Genomic DNA, 14,619 nt, shown 5'->3' with positions numbered 1-14,619 from the left:
TATGGATTTATGGGGAAATGAAGATGCATGGGATCGGCAGACTAAGCAAGAGGATACTCGAAAAAAGACATTAACATCATTGATGACATATGAAGAATTGGAAAACTGTTTCTATGAATGTAATGCATGTCATTTACGAACAGAAGGTGGACATGGTCCTGTATTATCTTCTGGGTCAGAGAAATCTCCGCTTATGATTGTTGGAGAAGGACCTGGCGGTGTGGAAGATGAAAAAGGACTTCCTTTGGTAGGTCCTTCAGGAAAACTTTTAGATAAAGCGTTATGGTCTATAGGTATTACGCGAGATCGAGTATATGTGACCAACATAGTAAAATGTCGTCCAAGAAATAATCGTACACCAACTATGCAAGAAGCCAATGTGTGTGCAGGACGTTGGTTAATACGTGAAATACAAATTATAAAACCAAAAGTAATTTTGGCACTGGGAAAACCTGCATTACGCTTTTTCTTGGGGAGAGATGTTGGGATTATTAGAAGTCGGGGGCAATGGATTTCTTGGAGAAATATTCCTATTATGCCGACCTTTCATCCTGCTTATCTACTTCGTTTAGAAGGGAAATCATTAGTAGACGCTAAGTGGCAAGTTTACTATGATATGAAAGCGGCAAAAGAATGTGCGATGAAAGCTGCTCCTGATTGGAATTGGAAAAGTATAGAACCAGTTGATTTGTTAGATACTTATGCAGATAGAATTGCAATGAGGAAAGAAAAAAATAAACTTATGTGTGACTAATATAAGCTTTATAAGTAGTTCAAAAAAATAATTTATTTATGGTATTATAAACAAGATAAATACATTTAAAGAATTTTGAAAGGGAACCGCTATGCAAGTAAAAATTATTGATCATCCACTGATTCAGCATAAAATTACAATTATGCGTAAAAAAGATACCAGCTCTGCAGATTTTAGAAAATTATTAGAAGAAATCACTATGCTTATGGGCTATGAAATTACTCGTGATCTTCCTTTAGAAGATGTGGAAATTGAAACTCCCATTCAAAAGACGATTAGTAAGAAACTAACCGGTAAAAAAATAGGTATAGTTCCTGTCTTACGTGCCGGTTTCGGTATGGTACAAGGTTTATTAGATTTAATTCCTTCTGCACGTATTGGTGTTATCGGATTATATCGTGATCCTAAAACATTAAAACCTGTCGAATATTATTGCAAACTTCCTAATACAGAAAACAGAAGTTTTGTGGTAGTAGATCCGATGTTAGCTACAGGTGGAAGCAGTGTGGCTGCCATTCAAATGTTAAAAGATAGAGGCGCAAAAGATATTCGATTAATGTGCCTTGTTGCAGCACCGGAAGGCGTAGCTTTAGTTAATAAAGAGCATCCGGATGTTAGAATTTATACGGCAGCGGTAGACGAATGTTTAAATGAACATGGGTATATTGTTCCTGGATTGGGTGATGCAGGAGATAGAATTTTTGGAACTAAATAAAAATATATAAAAAATAGGAGTAAACCATATTAGTTTACTCCTATTTTTTATATGGAAAAAAACCGTTTCGTATTTTCTCTTGCATGCATAAGCAAACTTTCTTCAGGAATATTCATATAAGCAGCCAATGATTTGGCTACATAGGTAATATTTTGAGGGATATTGGTTCGGGGAAGATTAAATCCTCTGGGGGTTAAGTAGGGAGCATCTGTTTCAATCATAATACGATTTAATGGAATGGCGGATACGGCTTTACGTAAATCATCACCTCTTCGTTCATCGCAAATCCATCCGGTAATACCGATATAAAATCCCATATCAATTAGTTTCAATGCCATTTCACGGTTACCCGTAAAACAATGCACAACAGCTTTTTTACATATGGCTTCATGGCCTTTAAAGCATGCGATAAAATCTTCCTCTGCATCTCGTTGATGAAGGAAAAGTGGTTTATTTAATTTCTCGGCTAGTTTAATAAGAGATTTGAACACAGAGATTTGAATCTCTTTTAGTGAAAACATACGATTATAATCTAAACCACATTCTCCAACAGCTACTATTTTAGGATTGTTTTTTACGATTTCTTCAATACGTAAAATATCAGCGGTGGTTGCCTGAGATGCAACATGAGGGTGAATTCCTGCTGTTCCGTATACATTTTGTGATTGGACGAATGTATTTACTCGTTCATTATCATCCGGTTGGGCTCCGGTTAGTATGCAACAAATATTAGCATTTTCGGCATCTTTTATAATTTGTTTAGGATTAGGGAAAGAAGGGGTAAATAAGTTCAATCCAATATCATAATACTTGTACATGAAAAATCCTCCTAAAAAATAAGAATATTTTTTATTGTAGTATGTTTTATGTATTTAGTATAGATAATATCGATATATGATAAATATTAAAAATGCTATGCTAAAAAGGCATAATACTTCATTTATTTTCTTGCAATGAGAATTATTCATTTAATATTTCGATGATATATATATTAAGGACTTTTTTGAGAATGATAAAAAGGAAAAATGACAAAAAGTAGATATTGAAAAAAGTAGAATAACATAGTATTATAATTCAGGCAGATACAATATATTGATGTTTAAGTATAATAACAAACAATATATTGTATCCAAGTTACACATAATATGCTAAATTAAATATATAATTATAAATGCATAAAGTTCTCATTGGAGGAATTGGTATGGAAGGGAATCATCGTACATCAGATGTTGTAAAAACTAGAGTTATTAAGAGGAATGGAACGGAAGTTTCTTTTGATATTGAAAAAATTATTAATGCAATTACTGCTGCTAATAATGAAGTGAAGCCAATTCATCGTATGAATGAATATCAAATTCGTGCGGTGGCGGATACTATTGCTAAGTCTGTTGGGCAGATGATTCATGCAGCACATGTAGAAGACATACAAGATATGGTAGAACGTGGCATTATGGAAATGCGTGCTTATGAAGTTGCACAGAAATATGTACGTTATAGATATAGACGTGAAATTTCTCGAAAGACAAATACTACCGATAACGGAATTCTTTCTTTAATTGATTTGTCTAATGAAGAAGTAAAACAAGAAAACTCTAATAAGAATCCGATTATTAATTCAACACAACGTGATTATATGGCTGGTGAGGTAAGTAAAGACTTAACAGAGAGACTACTTTTGCCGGAAGAAATTGTGAAAGCACATAAAGAAGGCATTATCCATTTCCATGATTCTGATTATTTTGCACAACGTGAACATAACTGTGATTTAATTAATTTGGAAGATATGTTGCAAAACGGAACTGTTATTAGTCAGACTATGATTGAAAAACCACATAGTTTTTTTACTGCTTGTAATGTAACTACACAGATTGTTGCCCAGGTAGCATCTAATCAATATGGTGGACAGTCATTTACTTTGTCACATTTAGCTCCTTTTGTAGATATCAGTCGCCAAAAGATTAGAAAACAGGTGATTGCAGAACGTACTGAATGCGGGGAAAGTTTAGATGAAATCGTTATAAATAAAATTGTTAAACGTCGTTTAGAAGAAGAAGTTAAAAGCGGAATTCAAACTATTCAATATCAGCTTATTACATTAATGACTTGTAATGGACAGGCACCTTTCGTAACCATATTCATGTATCTGGATGAGGTGCCGGAAGGACAAACTCGAGATGATTTAGCTCTTATTATTAAAGAAGTTCTTCGCCAGCGTATGCAAGGTGTTAAAAATGAAAAAGGGGTCTGGATTACTCCGGCATTCCCCAAGCTTATTTATGTATTAGATGAAGATAATATTCATGAAAACTCTCCTTATTATTATCTGACAGAGTTAGCTGCACAATGTACTGCTAAACGTCTTGTGCCGGATTATATTTCCGCTAAGATTATGAAAGAACTGAAGCGTGGAAATGTATACACTTGTATGGGATGCCGCTCTTTCTTGACAGTTGAAGATTCTCAGAGAAATTCGGATGGAAGTCATAAATTCTATGGACGCTTTAATCAAGGTGTAGTTACTATTAATTTGGTAGATGTGGCATGTGCTTCTGAAGGAGATATGGATTCCTTCTGGAAACTATTGGAAAAACGTTTAGAATTATGCCATCGAGCATTGCGTTGTCGTCATGAAAGATTATTGGGGACCGTATCTGATGTAGCACCTATTTTGTGGCAGTATGGTGCTTTAGCACGACTTAAAAAAGGAGAAACCATTGATAAATTACTATATAATGGATACTCGACAATTTCTTTGGGTTATGCAGGTCTTTATGAAATGTGCGTACGCATGCTTGGAAAATCGCATACTACTGATGAAGGTAGAGAATTTGCCATGAAAGTTATGCAGATGCTCAATGATAAATGTACAGAATGGAAAGAGGCAGAAAATATTAGCTATTCTGTATATGGAACACCTATGGAGTCTACTACTTATAAGTTTTCTAAATGCTTACAAAAACGCTATGGAATGATTCCCGGTGTAACAGACAAGAATTATATTACGAATAGCTATCATGTACATGTAGCAGAAGAAATTGATGCTTTCCATAAGTTGAAATTTGAATCTGATTTTCAAAGATTATCGCCCGGCGGTGCTATTAGTTATGTAGAAGTACCTAATATGCAGAATAATATTCCGGCAGTATTAACCGTTATGAAATATATTTACAATAATATTATGTATGCAGAACTTAACACCAAGAGTGATTATTGTATGAAATGCGGATATGAAGGGGAAATTTTGATTAAAGACGGTGATGATGGTAAGTTAGGTTGGGAATGTCCTCATTGTAAGAATACTGATCAGCACCAGATGTCTGTAGCACGACGCACTTGTGGATACATTGGTACGCAATTCTGGAATCAAGGTCGTACACAAGAAATTAAGGATCGTGTATTACATTTATAATGTATACAATAACGAAAATAAGCCGGTTGTTCCGGCTTATTTTATACATAAATAGGGAGGTTTATATTGAATTATTCAGGAATTAAAACATATGATATAGCTAATGGACCTGGAATTCGGTTATCCCTATTTGTATCCGGGTGTACGCATCATTGCAAAGGCTGTTTTAATGCTAAGACCTGGGATTTTGATTACGGAAATCCTTTTACTGAAGAAACAATAGATTATATTATTGAACAGTTGGGGCAAGACTGCTATCAAGGGATGACTTTATTAGGTGGAGAGCCTATGGAGCCTTCGAATCAGAAAGCTTTATTACCTTTAGTAAAAAGGTTTAAAGAAACATACCCGGAAAAAGATCTTTGGTGTTATAGCGGTTATTTATACGATAGAGATCTTGTAGGACGCTTTAGTAAAATGATTCCGGAAACAGAAGAGTTACTTAAACGAATTGATGTATTGGTAGATGGTCGATTTGTTTTAGAACTTAAAGATATTACTTTGCTTTTTAAAGGATCTTCCAATCAACGGACTATAGATGTACAACGAACTCGAAAAGAAGGAAAAATTGTTTTGTGGAAACCGGGAATGGTTTCTATATCAGCAATGACTCATTTATAAAATACAGTACTGCACAAAGTGATATATTATTGCTGCAGTGCTGTATTTTTAAGTATATACCAGGGGAAGGAATCACAAATTGCAAATTACAGTTACAGATGATTTTAATTTAGATAAAATTATTAAAAGCGGACAATGTTTTCGGGCTGAAAAGTTAGTGGATGGTAAATATCGGTTTATCACAGGAAAGCATATGGTACATATATTACCCATAGCTCCATTTTTATATGAGGTGGATTGCTCAAAAAATGAGTGGAATAGCATTTGGCATATGTATTTTGATTTAGATACAAATTATAAAAAAATTAGAGAATCTATTGATAATACAGATGTATATTTGCAAAAAGCCGGGGAATATAGCAAAGGGATTCGTATATTGCGTCAAGATTCTTTTGAGATGCTCATTACTTTTATTATTTCACAGAGAAAATCAATTCCGGCAATTCGTGATGCTATAAACAAATTGTGTATTTATGGCGGGGAGAAAATTTTTCATAAGAATGAAGAGTTTTTGGCTTTTCCTACAATAGAAACTTTACATCAAATGACAATAGAAGAACTTAAAAGTTGTTCATTGGGATATAGAGCTTCTTATATACAGAAAACCATTGATTTATTAATACAAAAACAAATACATATGAATCATTGGACGAATTTATCGGATGAAGATTTAGTTGAAAAACTGATGGAATTTCCGGGCGTTGGAATAAAAGTTGCCAACTGTGTAGCACTTTTTGGTTATTATAGAGTAAGTCGAGCACCCATTGACGTATGGATTGATCGAGTGATTCAGGAAGTATATGAAGGGAATAATCCTTTTACTTCTTACCCTGTTTATGCAGGGATTATGCAGCAATATATGTTCTATTATAGGAGAGAAATAGGAGTACAAAAGTAATAGTGAAATAAAAAAGAGTAATAGTAAGAACTATTACTCTTTTTTATTATTTTTTCCCGCCGGCAATACCCGGAGTAGTCATTTCAATTGGAGAAAGGATTTCGTCCATTCGTTCTTTTGTAAAAAGCTTTTCTCTCATTAAAATTTCTTTAATTGGAGTTCCTTCATTATAGGCTTCTTTAGCAATTGCAGAGCATTTATCATATCCAAGATGTGGAAGTAATGCAGTAATAATCCCTACACTGTTATCTACCCATTTTTGACATTGCTCTTTATTGGCTTCTAAATCTTTTAACAGTTTAGTAGTAAATGTATCAATAGCATTCGTGAGATAGCGGAAGGAGTTAAAGAGATTAAATGCAAGAACCGGTTCCATAACATTTAATTCTAATTGTCCATTTTCGACGGCTAATGTAATGGCCAAATCATTTCCAATAACATGATAGCAAGTTTGATCCATAACTTCTGCAATTACAGGATTAACTTTACCGGGCATGATAGAAGATCCCGGTTGACGTGCCGGTAATTTAATTTCATTAAATCCGCAACGTGGACCGGATGCCATTAAACGCATATCATTGGCAATCTTAATTAAAGAAAGTGCAGATACTTTTAATGCAGCAGAAACTTCAGCAAAACAATCGGTACTATTCGTGGTATCAATCAAATTCGGTGCTGACTCAAATTGGAATCCTACTAAGTCAGATAGAATACCGGGGAATTTTTTAATGTATTCTACTTCCGCATTTAATCCGGTTCCTACTGCGGTTCCTCCCATATTTATATTTTGGAGAGAACCTAAAGAACGTGTAATACGCCAAATACAACGACGAACGATAGAGCCATAGGAAATCATTTCCTGTCCTAATGTAATTGGAACTGCATCCTGTAAATGGGTACGTCCCATTTTGATTACATCTTTAAATTCTTCGCCTTTTCTTTCAAATTCTTCTGCCATACGAATAAGTGCTTCATTTAAAATGGCAGCCTTGCGCAAAATGCAAACCTTAATACTGGTTGGGAAAGCATCGTTGGTAGATTGTGCCATATTTGCATGGTTATTAGGGGAGATAATATCATAACGCCCTAATGGATAACCCAGTATTTCTAATGCACGGTTAGAAAGAACTTCATTCATGTTCATGTTAATAGAAGTACCGGCACCGCCTTGTATAGGATCCAAGGGAAACTGGTCTGCCATTTTTCCTTCAATAATTTCATCCGCTGCAGTAACCAGCGCATTGCCGATATCTTCCGGCATACGACCGGTTTCTATATTCGTTAAGCAAGCTGCTTTTTTTACAATCGCAATTGCTTTAATAAAATCAGGATCTAATTTTTCCCCGGTGATTTTAAAATTTTTGATAGCTCTTAATGTTTGAATACCATAATAAACATTATCTTCGACTTGCATTTCTCCTAAAAAATCGTGTTCAGTACGCATGGTAATCTCCTTTTCAGAATATTGATTTATTTAAATTCACTTCATTTGTAATGAGTTTTAGTTATAAGTGTACATTATAATTGTAAATCTTTACATATAATATCACACTATTGCATATTGAACAATATCAAAATAATAAAGAATACATCAAAGTGTGACAACTGAAGGGAATATAAATACAAGAAGTATGCTTATTTAAAATAGTCCTATACTAAGTTATATTAATGTTTTAAGAATTTATATTGACTTAAGTACCCCTCTGGGGTATAGTGCAGATAGAATGGAGTGAGAAATATGAAAAACCAAAATATGAAAACTATATGTCACACAACACAGCGGACGAAAGAAGAAAAGAAAAAGTTATTAATTCGTTTAAGAACTATCGAAGGACAAATTCGTGGGATTCAGAATATGGTAGAAGAGGAAAGTTATTGTCCGGACATTTTAATGCAAGTTTTAGCTGTTTCTAATGCACTAAATAGTTTTAATAAACTGCTATTGTCTTCTCATATTAGGAAATGTGTTACTGAGGATATTTTAACAGGAAATGATGGGAAAGTAGATGAACTTTGCAAAATGTTGCAACGACTTATGCAATAAAAAATATATTTGAATAAGGTGGTGAATCTTATGAAGAAATATATAGTTATAGGGATGACATGTGCTATGTGCCAAGCACATGTGGAGAAAGCGGTAGGTAAAGTAGAGGGTGTTTCTTCAGTGACAGTTTCCTTGCTTACTAATTCTATGGTAGTAGAAGGTATATATAGTGATGAAGCTATATTACATGCGGTGCAGCAAGCCGGGTATCAGGCAATACCTTTCACGGCAGAGGAAAGTAGTAGTAAAGAATCTTCTGTAGAAGTTTTGACAGATGCGTTATCCGATAAAGAAACTCCTCAGTTAAAAAAACGATTAAAAGTCTCTTTTATTTTTTTGTTTTTACTTATGTTTATTACCGTAGGGAATCATGTGTTTAAGTTACCGTTGCCTGATTTTTTTGTAGGAAATTATATTGGACTTGCGTTGATGCAGATGATTTTGACCATGATTATACTTGGTATTAATCATAAACTTTTTTATACAGGGGTGACTACTCTTTGGAAAGGAATGCCTACTATGGATACTTTGGTATCGCTAGGGTCAGGGGTTTCTTTTCTTTGGTCAATCAGCATTGTATTTAAAATGACATATATGATTACAACCGGAAACAGTGTAAGTGACTTAGAATCTATTTATTATGAACAACTTTATTTTGAATCGGCAGCAATGATTCCTACTTTTATTATTATAGGTAAAATATTGGAATCTATATCGAAAGGTCGTACAACTAATGCGTTAAAAAGTTTATTACAAATGAAACCTAAAACGGCTATGGTTGAGCGATCCGGTAAAGAGATAGTTTTACCTGTTGAAGAGATTGTGGTTGGAGATATCTTTATTGTAAAACCGGGAGAATCTGTTCCTGTAGACGGGGTTATTATAGAAGGTGCTACTTCTATTAATGAATCTGCTTTAACGGGAGAGTCTATTCCTGTTGATAAAGAGGTAGGCGATAAAATTAGTGCAGCTACTATTAACACGGTGGGGTTTATTCGTGCTAAAGCACTCTATGTAGGAGAAGATACTACTTTTTCACAAATTATAAAATTGATGTCGGAAGCTTCTGCTACTAAAGCTCCGATTGCAAGAGGTGCAGATAAAGTAGCAAGTATATTTGTTCCCTCCATTATGATGATATCTTTGTTTGTTTTTATCGGTTGGTTGCTATATGGTGCTTCTTTAGCACATGCATTGGAATATGCTATTAGTGTATTGGTTATTTCATGTCCTTGCACATTAGGGTTAGCAACACCGGTAGCTATTATGGTGGGAAGTACCATGGGGGCAAAAAACGGTATTTTATTTAAAACAGGAGAAGCTTTAGAAAATACAGGGAAAGTACGTATGGTTGCTCTTGATAAAACCGGAACTATTACAAAAGGGCAGCCTTATGTTACCGATGTAATTCCTGCTAGTGGTGTAACTTCTACAGAATTTCTTACCTTGGCATACTCTTTAGAAGTGAAATCAGAACATCCACTATCAAAAGCTATTGTTGATTTTGCAAAAGAGCAATCAATAGATGCAGTTAAAGTAGACTCTTTTAAAGTTTTTATTGGTAACGGAATTGAAGGATCTATCAATCATGCTTTGGTACATGCAGGTTCTTTACGTTTTATAAAACAATATATTTCATTGGATTTTACATTATTAACTTTATATGAAAAATTGACTTCTGAAGGGAAAACACCTATTCTTTTTGAAAAAAATAAAAAATATATGGGACTCATAGCTGTTTCCGACATAATAAAAGAAGACTCCGCTTTTGCAATTTCTAAATTACGTAAATTGGGTATCAAAACAATTATGATGACCGGTGATAATGAAAAAACTGCGCATGCGATAGGTATGAAAGCAGGGGTGGATCAAATCTTTGCAAATGTTTTGCCGGATGCAAAAGAAAAGAATATAACGCAATGGAAAGAACAAGGATTAGTGGCTATGGTAGGTGATGGCATTAATGATGCGCCTGCATTAGCAAGTGCAGATATAGGTATGGCAATTGGCGCCGGAACTGATGTGGCAATAGAATCTGCAGATGTTGTTTTAGTTAATTCCAGTTTGATGGATATTGTATCAGCTGTTCAGTTAAGTCGAGCAACTTTAAAAAATGTGTATCAAAATTTATTTTGGGGATTTGCTTACAACATGACTTTAATTCCTTTAGCAGCGGGGCTATATCCAAATATACATATTACACCTATGTGGGGGGCTGCTATTATGGCACTTTCCAGTGTAACTGTATGTTTAAATGCATTGAGATTAAATAATGTGAAGCTTACAAGGCCAACGGAAGGTTCTAGCATAATAGATCCGAAAGAAATAAATACATCTTTAAACGTAAAGGAGAATAAGGAAATGAAAGTAGCAATTACTATAGAAGGGATGATGTGTGGTCATTGTGAAATGATGGTAAAGAAAGCTTTTGAAGAAATGGATGCTGTAATAAGTGCAGAAGTTTCTCATGAAAAAGGGCAAGCTATACTCACTTTAAAGTCTGCGATTCAAGAAGCGGATATAAAAGCGATGCTGGAAAGTAAGGGGTATAAATTTAAACACTTTAAAAATTTAGATTAATATATTGATTATTCGTGGTATAATCAATTCATAAAACAATCATTAAGTTGTTAAATGTAGAAAGGATTTACTTACATGGATACAATGATTATTTTGGGTGTGATATTTATAGTGGCAGCAGTACGTTGCATCTGTATTGTTCCGCAAGCGAGTGAATGGATTGTAGAGTTTTTGGGTAAATATCAAGCTACTTGGACAGCCGGATTGCATTTTAAGATTCCTATTATTATGAATGTGGCTAAAAAAGTGTCTCTTAAAGAACAAGTAGCGGATTTTGAACCACAGCCGGTTATTACCAGTGATAATGTTACTATGATGGTTGACTCGGTAGTATATTTTAGAGTTAATAACACAAAATTATATACATATGGGGTAGAAAGACCTATTGCAGCTATTGAAAATTTAGCAGCTACTACATTAAGAAACTTAATTGGGGCTATGACTCTTGATGAAACATTAACTTCTAGAGAAACGGTTAATGCTAAAATGTTACAAACGATTGATGAAGCAACCGATCCCTGGGGGATTAAGATTACTCGTGTAGAATTAAAAAATATCAGTCCACCACCGGCTATTACGCAGTCTATGGAAAAGCAAATGAAAGCAGAACGTGATAAGAGAGCTGCTATTTTGACCGCAGAAGGTGAAAAGCAAGCCGCTATTACTAAAGCGGAAGGTGAAAAAGAATCTGCTATTCTTAAAGCGGAAGCGGTTAAAGAACGTTTAATTCGTGAAGCACAAGGGCAGGCAGAAGCTTTACTTGCAATACAAAATGCTAAAGCAGAAAGTATTCGTTTAATCAATTCTGCAAATCCAAGTACATCCTATCTACAACTTGAACAATATGAAACTGCTAAAAAGATGGCAAATGGACAAGCGACTAAAATTATAGTTCCGTCCAATATGACCAACTTGATTTCCGGTGCTACTTCTCTTGTGGAAGCTGTTAAAGGAAATAAAGAATAATATAATGAATGTAAAACACCTATTTCTATCTGAAATAGGTGTTTTTGATTAATTCGTATATAACTTACCGGTTAGATAATTATTATAATAACAAAGATTTCACATACAAGGTAAGGAATTGTGAGTAAGCGTATGCAGTATTTGTGATAAAGGGAGGCTGTAAATGATGGTATTATGCATATATAAGTTAAGAACATAACATGGTTTTAAAATTTCTTATAAAGAAACTGTATGGGGTGAGCCAGAACCACAATGGGTAGGGGAATCTAGGAGTCTCTTTTTAGAGAACATTCACATTCCTAATACCCTAAAAAGGGATACACTAGAAATAGTGAAATAGAAAAGCTCCGATAATATCAGGGCTTGAGGTGATATACATGAATAAAATTAAGGGACACAAAAAGGGACACAAGCTCTTTATTTTTACTAATTTATGTTAATGAATGAACAAATAAAAATAGCCATTTAGCTAGATGTTATCTAGCTAAATGGCTAAAAGGGTTGGAAACTTTGGAGCGGATGATGGGAATCGAACCCACCTCTCAAGCTTGGGAAGCTCGCATTCTACCAATGAACTACACCCGCATAAGATATATATTATTTTATCTAATTTTATTATATAAAGCAAGATAAAATAATATATGGTAGTAAGTGACATTATGATTGATAAAAGTTATAATGTTTTTATGTATTTATTGTGAATCAAATTAGTAAGGAGGATTCATATGAAAGAAACGTATAGCAGAACAAAAACAGTATGGCAACGTATGAATGAAGAAGAGCGTAAAGCCACTATGGCATATGGTGAAGATTATAAAGAGTTTTTAGATATAGCACGTACAGAACGTTTAGCAGTAACTGAAATTGTGAAACAGGCAGAAGCCGCCGGTTTTATACCGTTATATGATTGCAAGGAATTGAAAGCGGGAGATAAGGTATATTGGAATCAAAAAGGAAAGTCTGTAGTTATGGCTGTTATTGGGGAGAAACCTGTTCATGACGGCATTAAAATTGTAGGCTCTCATTTAGATACTCCACGTTTAGACTTAAAGGGGAATCCTGTAAGAGAAAGTGACGGAATTGTTTATTTCCGTACTCATTACTATGGAGGAATTAAAAAGTATCAATGGACTTGTGTGCCACTTGCTTTAATTGGTGTTATCTATACAAAGAGTGGCAAAAAAGTGGAAATTAATATAGGTATGAAGGATGAAGATCCTATATTCTATATTTCTGATTTGTTGATTCATATGGCTCAGGATCAAATGAAGAAAACTTTAGCACAAGGTATTACCGGTGAGCAGTTACAGGCTATTTGTGCAACGCATTCAGAAGAAAATATGCAAGCTAAAGAAGTGTTACTGAAGTTCTTTAAAGATACTTATGATATTGAAGATGAAGATTTTGCTACGGCAGAATTGGAATTAGTTCCGGCTATGAAAAGTCGTGATGTAGGATTTGATCGTTCTTTGATTGCTTCTTACGGGCAGGATGATCGTGTGTGTTCCTATGCTAATTTAAGGGCTATTTTAGAAGCTAAACCGGGTATGTATACACAGGCAGCACTTCTTACTGATAAGGAGGAAATCGGATCTTATGGGAACACAGGGATGGAATCTTCTTATTTTGTAAAAGTAATTATGAAGATGTTGGCTCTCCAGGGACATACCTCTTTGTTGGATTTTTATGAAGCTATGGAAAATAGTGAAATGCTTTCTGCTGATGTTAATAGTTGTTTAGATCCCATGTTTCCTGAAGTGACAGAAAAAGATAATTCTTCTCTACTCGGTCATGGAATTGCACTTACTAAATATACCGGTTCTCGTGGTAAATCAGGGAGTAATGATGCTAATGCAGAATTTATGAATAAAGTAAGAAATATTTTTAATAAAGCAGGCGTTGCATGGCAGATTGGTGAACTTGGAAAAGTTGATCAGGGCGGCGGTGGAACTATTGCATTTATGATGGCTAATTGGGGTTGTGAAGTTGTAGACTGCGGTACTTCGATGTTATCTATGCACTCTCCTTATGATCTTCTTTCAAAAGCAGATGCTTATCAAACTTTTTTAGCATATAAAGCTTTCTTTGAAAGTGAATAATTAAAACATATCCCGTAGCGGAATGTTGTGATTGTTCAAAGGAATAAAACTAATGGGAGGGCGTATGATTAGAAAATTTCAATCCAATCCTACCGGTTGGGATGGTGTTGAATCTCATGTTTATAAGGAAAATTCCGGTACATTTTCTAATGTAACAAAACAAATTCTTTTTGATAATCAGGGGGATTTACCTATACAATTTCGTTATTTCGAGGTGGAAAATGGCGGATATTCTTCTTTAGAGCATCATAAGCATATGCATATTGTTGTTATTTTTAAAGGGAAAGGACATGCTCTTTTAGGTGACTCGATACAAGAAGTGTCTGTAGGTGATTTTATTGTTATTGAGCCCTGGAAATTTCATCAATTTAGAGCAGATATGGGTGAAAAATTAGGTTTCTTTTGTATTGTGAATACAAAACGGGATACACCGGTATATCCTACACGTCAAGATATGGAGAATTTTTTAAAGAATTCCGGCATAGCTGCTTTTATGGGAAATAAATGAATTTGTAAGTAAAATAAAACGCTTA

The 14,619-nt window shown here is 34.4% G+C and carries 12 protein-coding genes and 1 tRNA gene; 10 read left to right on the top strand and 3 right to left on the bottom strand.

What is annotated here, in order from left to right:
• The first annotated feature begins 1 nt into the window (after position 1).
• Positions 2 to 754, top strand: coding sequence for a uracil-DNA glycosylase (locus BCB69_RS05165; RefSeq protein ID WP_022513235.1), 753 nt, complete (start codon positions 2 to 4; stop codon positions 752 to 754).
• 91 nt (positions 755 to 845) lie between these two features.
• Positions 846 to 1,469 carry a uracil phosphoribosyltransferase gene (gene upp / locus BCB69_RS05160; protein ID WP_022513234.1) on the top strand — a complete coding sequence of 208 codons (624 nt, stop codon included), beginning with the start codon at positions 846 to 848 and terminating at the stop codon, positions 1,467 to 1,469.
• Positions 1,470 to 1,516: 47 nt separating this feature from the next.
• Here upp and BCB69_RS05155 read toward each other — a convergent pair whose 3' ends face one another.
• On the bottom strand, positions 1,517 to 2,287 hold the full coding sequence (locus BCB69_RS05155; RefSeq protein ID WP_022513233.1) for a TatD family hydrolase: 771 nt from the start codon (positions 2,285 to 2,287) through the stop codon (positions 1,517 to 1,519).
• A gap of 383 nt (positions 2,288 to 2,670) precedes the next feature.
• Between BCB69_RS05155 and nrdD the strand changes: the two genes are divergently transcribed.
• The 3 genes from nrdD (at position 2,671) to BCB69_RS05140 (ending at position 6,397) form a co-directional block, all read left to right on the top strand.
• Positions 2,671 to 4,878, top strand: a complete 2,208-nt coding sequence (nrdD, locus tag BCB69_RS05150; RefSeq protein ID WP_022513232.1) for an anaerobic ribonucleoside-triphosphate reductase — start codon at positions 2,671 to 2,673, stop codon at positions 4,876 to 4,878.
• Positions 4,879 to 4,944: 66 nt separating this feature from the next.
• On the top strand, positions 4,945 to 5,499 hold the full coding sequence (gene nrdG / locus BCB69_RS05145) for an anaerobic ribonucleoside-triphosphate reductase activating protein (RefSeq protein ID WP_069177203.1): 555 nt from the start codon (positions 4,945 to 4,947) through the stop codon (positions 5,497 to 5,499).
• Positions 5,500 to 5,578: 79 nt separating this feature from the next.
• Positions 5,579 to 6,397 carry a DNA-3-methyladenine glycosylase family protein gene (locus BCB69_RS05140; RefSeq protein ID WP_069177202.1) on the top strand — a complete coding sequence of 273 codons (819 nt, stop codon included), beginning with the start codon at positions 5,579 to 5,581 and terminating at the stop codon, positions 6,395 to 6,397.
• 46 nt (positions 6,398 to 6,443) lie between these two features.
• Here BCB69_RS05140 and BCB69_RS05135 read toward each other — a convergent pair whose 3' ends face one another.
• The gene (locus BCB69_RS05135; RefSeq protein ID WP_069177201.1) at positions 6,444 to 7,841 is read right to left on the bottom strand and encodes an aspartate ammonia-lyase; all 1,398 of its coding nucleotides are present in this window, start codon (positions 7,839 to 7,841) and stop codon (positions 6,444 to 6,446) included.
• Between the two features lie 294 nt (positions 7,842 to 8,135).
• On the opposite strand from BCB69_RS05135, the gene BCB69_RS05130 reads away from it, so the two are divergent.
• The 3 genes from BCB69_RS05130 (at position 8,136) to BCB69_RS05120 (ending at position 11,987) form a co-directional block, all read left to right on the top strand.
• On the top strand, positions 8,136 to 8,441 hold the full coding sequence (locus BCB69_RS05130) for a metal-sensing transcriptional repressor (protein WP_069177200.1): 306 nt from the start codon (positions 8,136 to 8,138) through the stop codon (positions 8,439 to 8,441).
• 30 nt (positions 8,442 to 8,471) lie between these two features.
• On the top strand, positions 8,472 to 11,021 hold the full coding sequence (locus BCB69_RS05125; protein WP_069177199.1) for a heavy metal translocating P-type ATPase: 2,550 nt from the start codon (positions 8,472 to 8,474) through the stop codon (positions 11,019 to 11,021).
• Between the two features lie 75 nt (positions 11,022 to 11,096).
• Positions 11,097 to 11,987 carry an SPFH domain-containing protein gene (locus BCB69_RS05120; RefSeq protein ID WP_022513226.1) on the top strand — a complete coding sequence of 297 codons (891 nt, stop codon included), beginning with the start codon at positions 11,097 to 11,099 and terminating at the stop codon, positions 11,985 to 11,987.
• Between the two features lie 511 nt (positions 11,988 to 12,498).
• Here the strand turns inward: BCB69_RS05120 and BCB69_RS05115 are convergent.
• Positions 12,499 to 12,572: transfer RNA gene (locus BCB69_RS05115), tRNA-Gly, on the bottom strand.
• Positions 12,573 to 12,712: 140 nt separating this feature from the next.
• Between BCB69_RS05115 and BCB69_RS05110 the strand changes: the two genes are divergently transcribed.
• Positions 12,713 to 14,086, top strand: coding sequence for an aminopeptidase (locus BCB69_RS05110; RefSeq protein WP_069177198.1), 1,374 nt, complete (start codon positions 12,713 to 12,715; stop codon positions 14,084 to 14,086).
• A 64-nt stretch (positions 14,087 to 14,150) separates the two neighbouring features.
• The gene (locus BCB69_RS05105; RefSeq protein WP_069177197.1) at positions 14,151 to 14,594 is read left to right on the top strand and encodes a cupin domain-containing protein; all 444 of its coding nucleotides are present in this window, start codon (positions 14,151 to 14,153) and stop codon (positions 14,592 to 14,594) included.
• The last annotated feature ends 25 nt before the right edge of the window (positions 14,595 to 14,619 follow it).

This window comes from Dialister pneumosintes (assembly GCF_001717505.1).
Classification (GTDB): Bacteria; Bacillota; Negativicutes; order Veillonellales; family Dialisteraceae; genus Allisonella; species Allisonella pneumosinta.
The sequence above is the reverse complement of the archived record's forward strand: the minus strand, read 5'-3'. Positions and strand labels throughout refer to the sequence as shown.

Bases quoted from the DNA above. Each gene is read 5' to 3' on its own strand.
- BCB69_RS05165 (WP_022513235.1), top strand. From the start codon at position 2: ATGGATTTATGGGGAAATGAAGATGCATGGGATCGGCAGACTAAGCAA.
- upp (WP_022513234.1), top strand. From the start codon at position 846: ATGCAAGTAAAAATTATTGATCATCCACTGATTCAGCATAAAATTACA.
- BCB69_RS05155 (WP_022513233.1), bottom strand. From the start codon at position 2,287: ATGTACAAGTATTATGATATTGGATTGAACTTATTTACCCCTTCTTTC.
- nrdD (WP_022513232.1), top strand. From the start codon at position 2,671: ATGGAAGGGAATCATCGTACATCAGATGTTGTAAAAACTAGAGTTATT.
- BCB69_RS05135 (WP_069177201.1), bottom strand. From the start codon at position 7,841: ATGCGTACTGAACACGATTTTTTAGGAGAAATGCAAGTCGAAGATAAT.
- BCB69_RS05130 (WP_069177200.1), top strand. From the start codon at position 8,136: ATGAAAAACCAAAATATGAAAACTATATGTCACACAACACAGCGGACG.
- BCB69_RS05125 (WP_069177199.1), top strand. From the start codon at position 8,472: ATGAAGAAATATATAGTTATAGGGATGACATGTGCTATGTGCCAAGCA.
- BCB69_RS05120 (WP_022513226.1), top strand. From the start codon at position 11,097: ATGGATACAATGATTATTTTGGGTGTGATATTTATAGTGGCAGCAGTA.
- BCB69_RS05110 (WP_069177198.1), top strand. From the start codon at position 12,713: ATGAAAGAAACGTATAGCAGAACAAAAACAGTATGGCAACGTATGAAT.
- BCB69_RS05105 (WP_069177197.1), top strand. From the start codon at position 14,151: ATGATTAGAAAATTTCAATCCAATCCTACCGGTTGGGATGGTGTTGAA.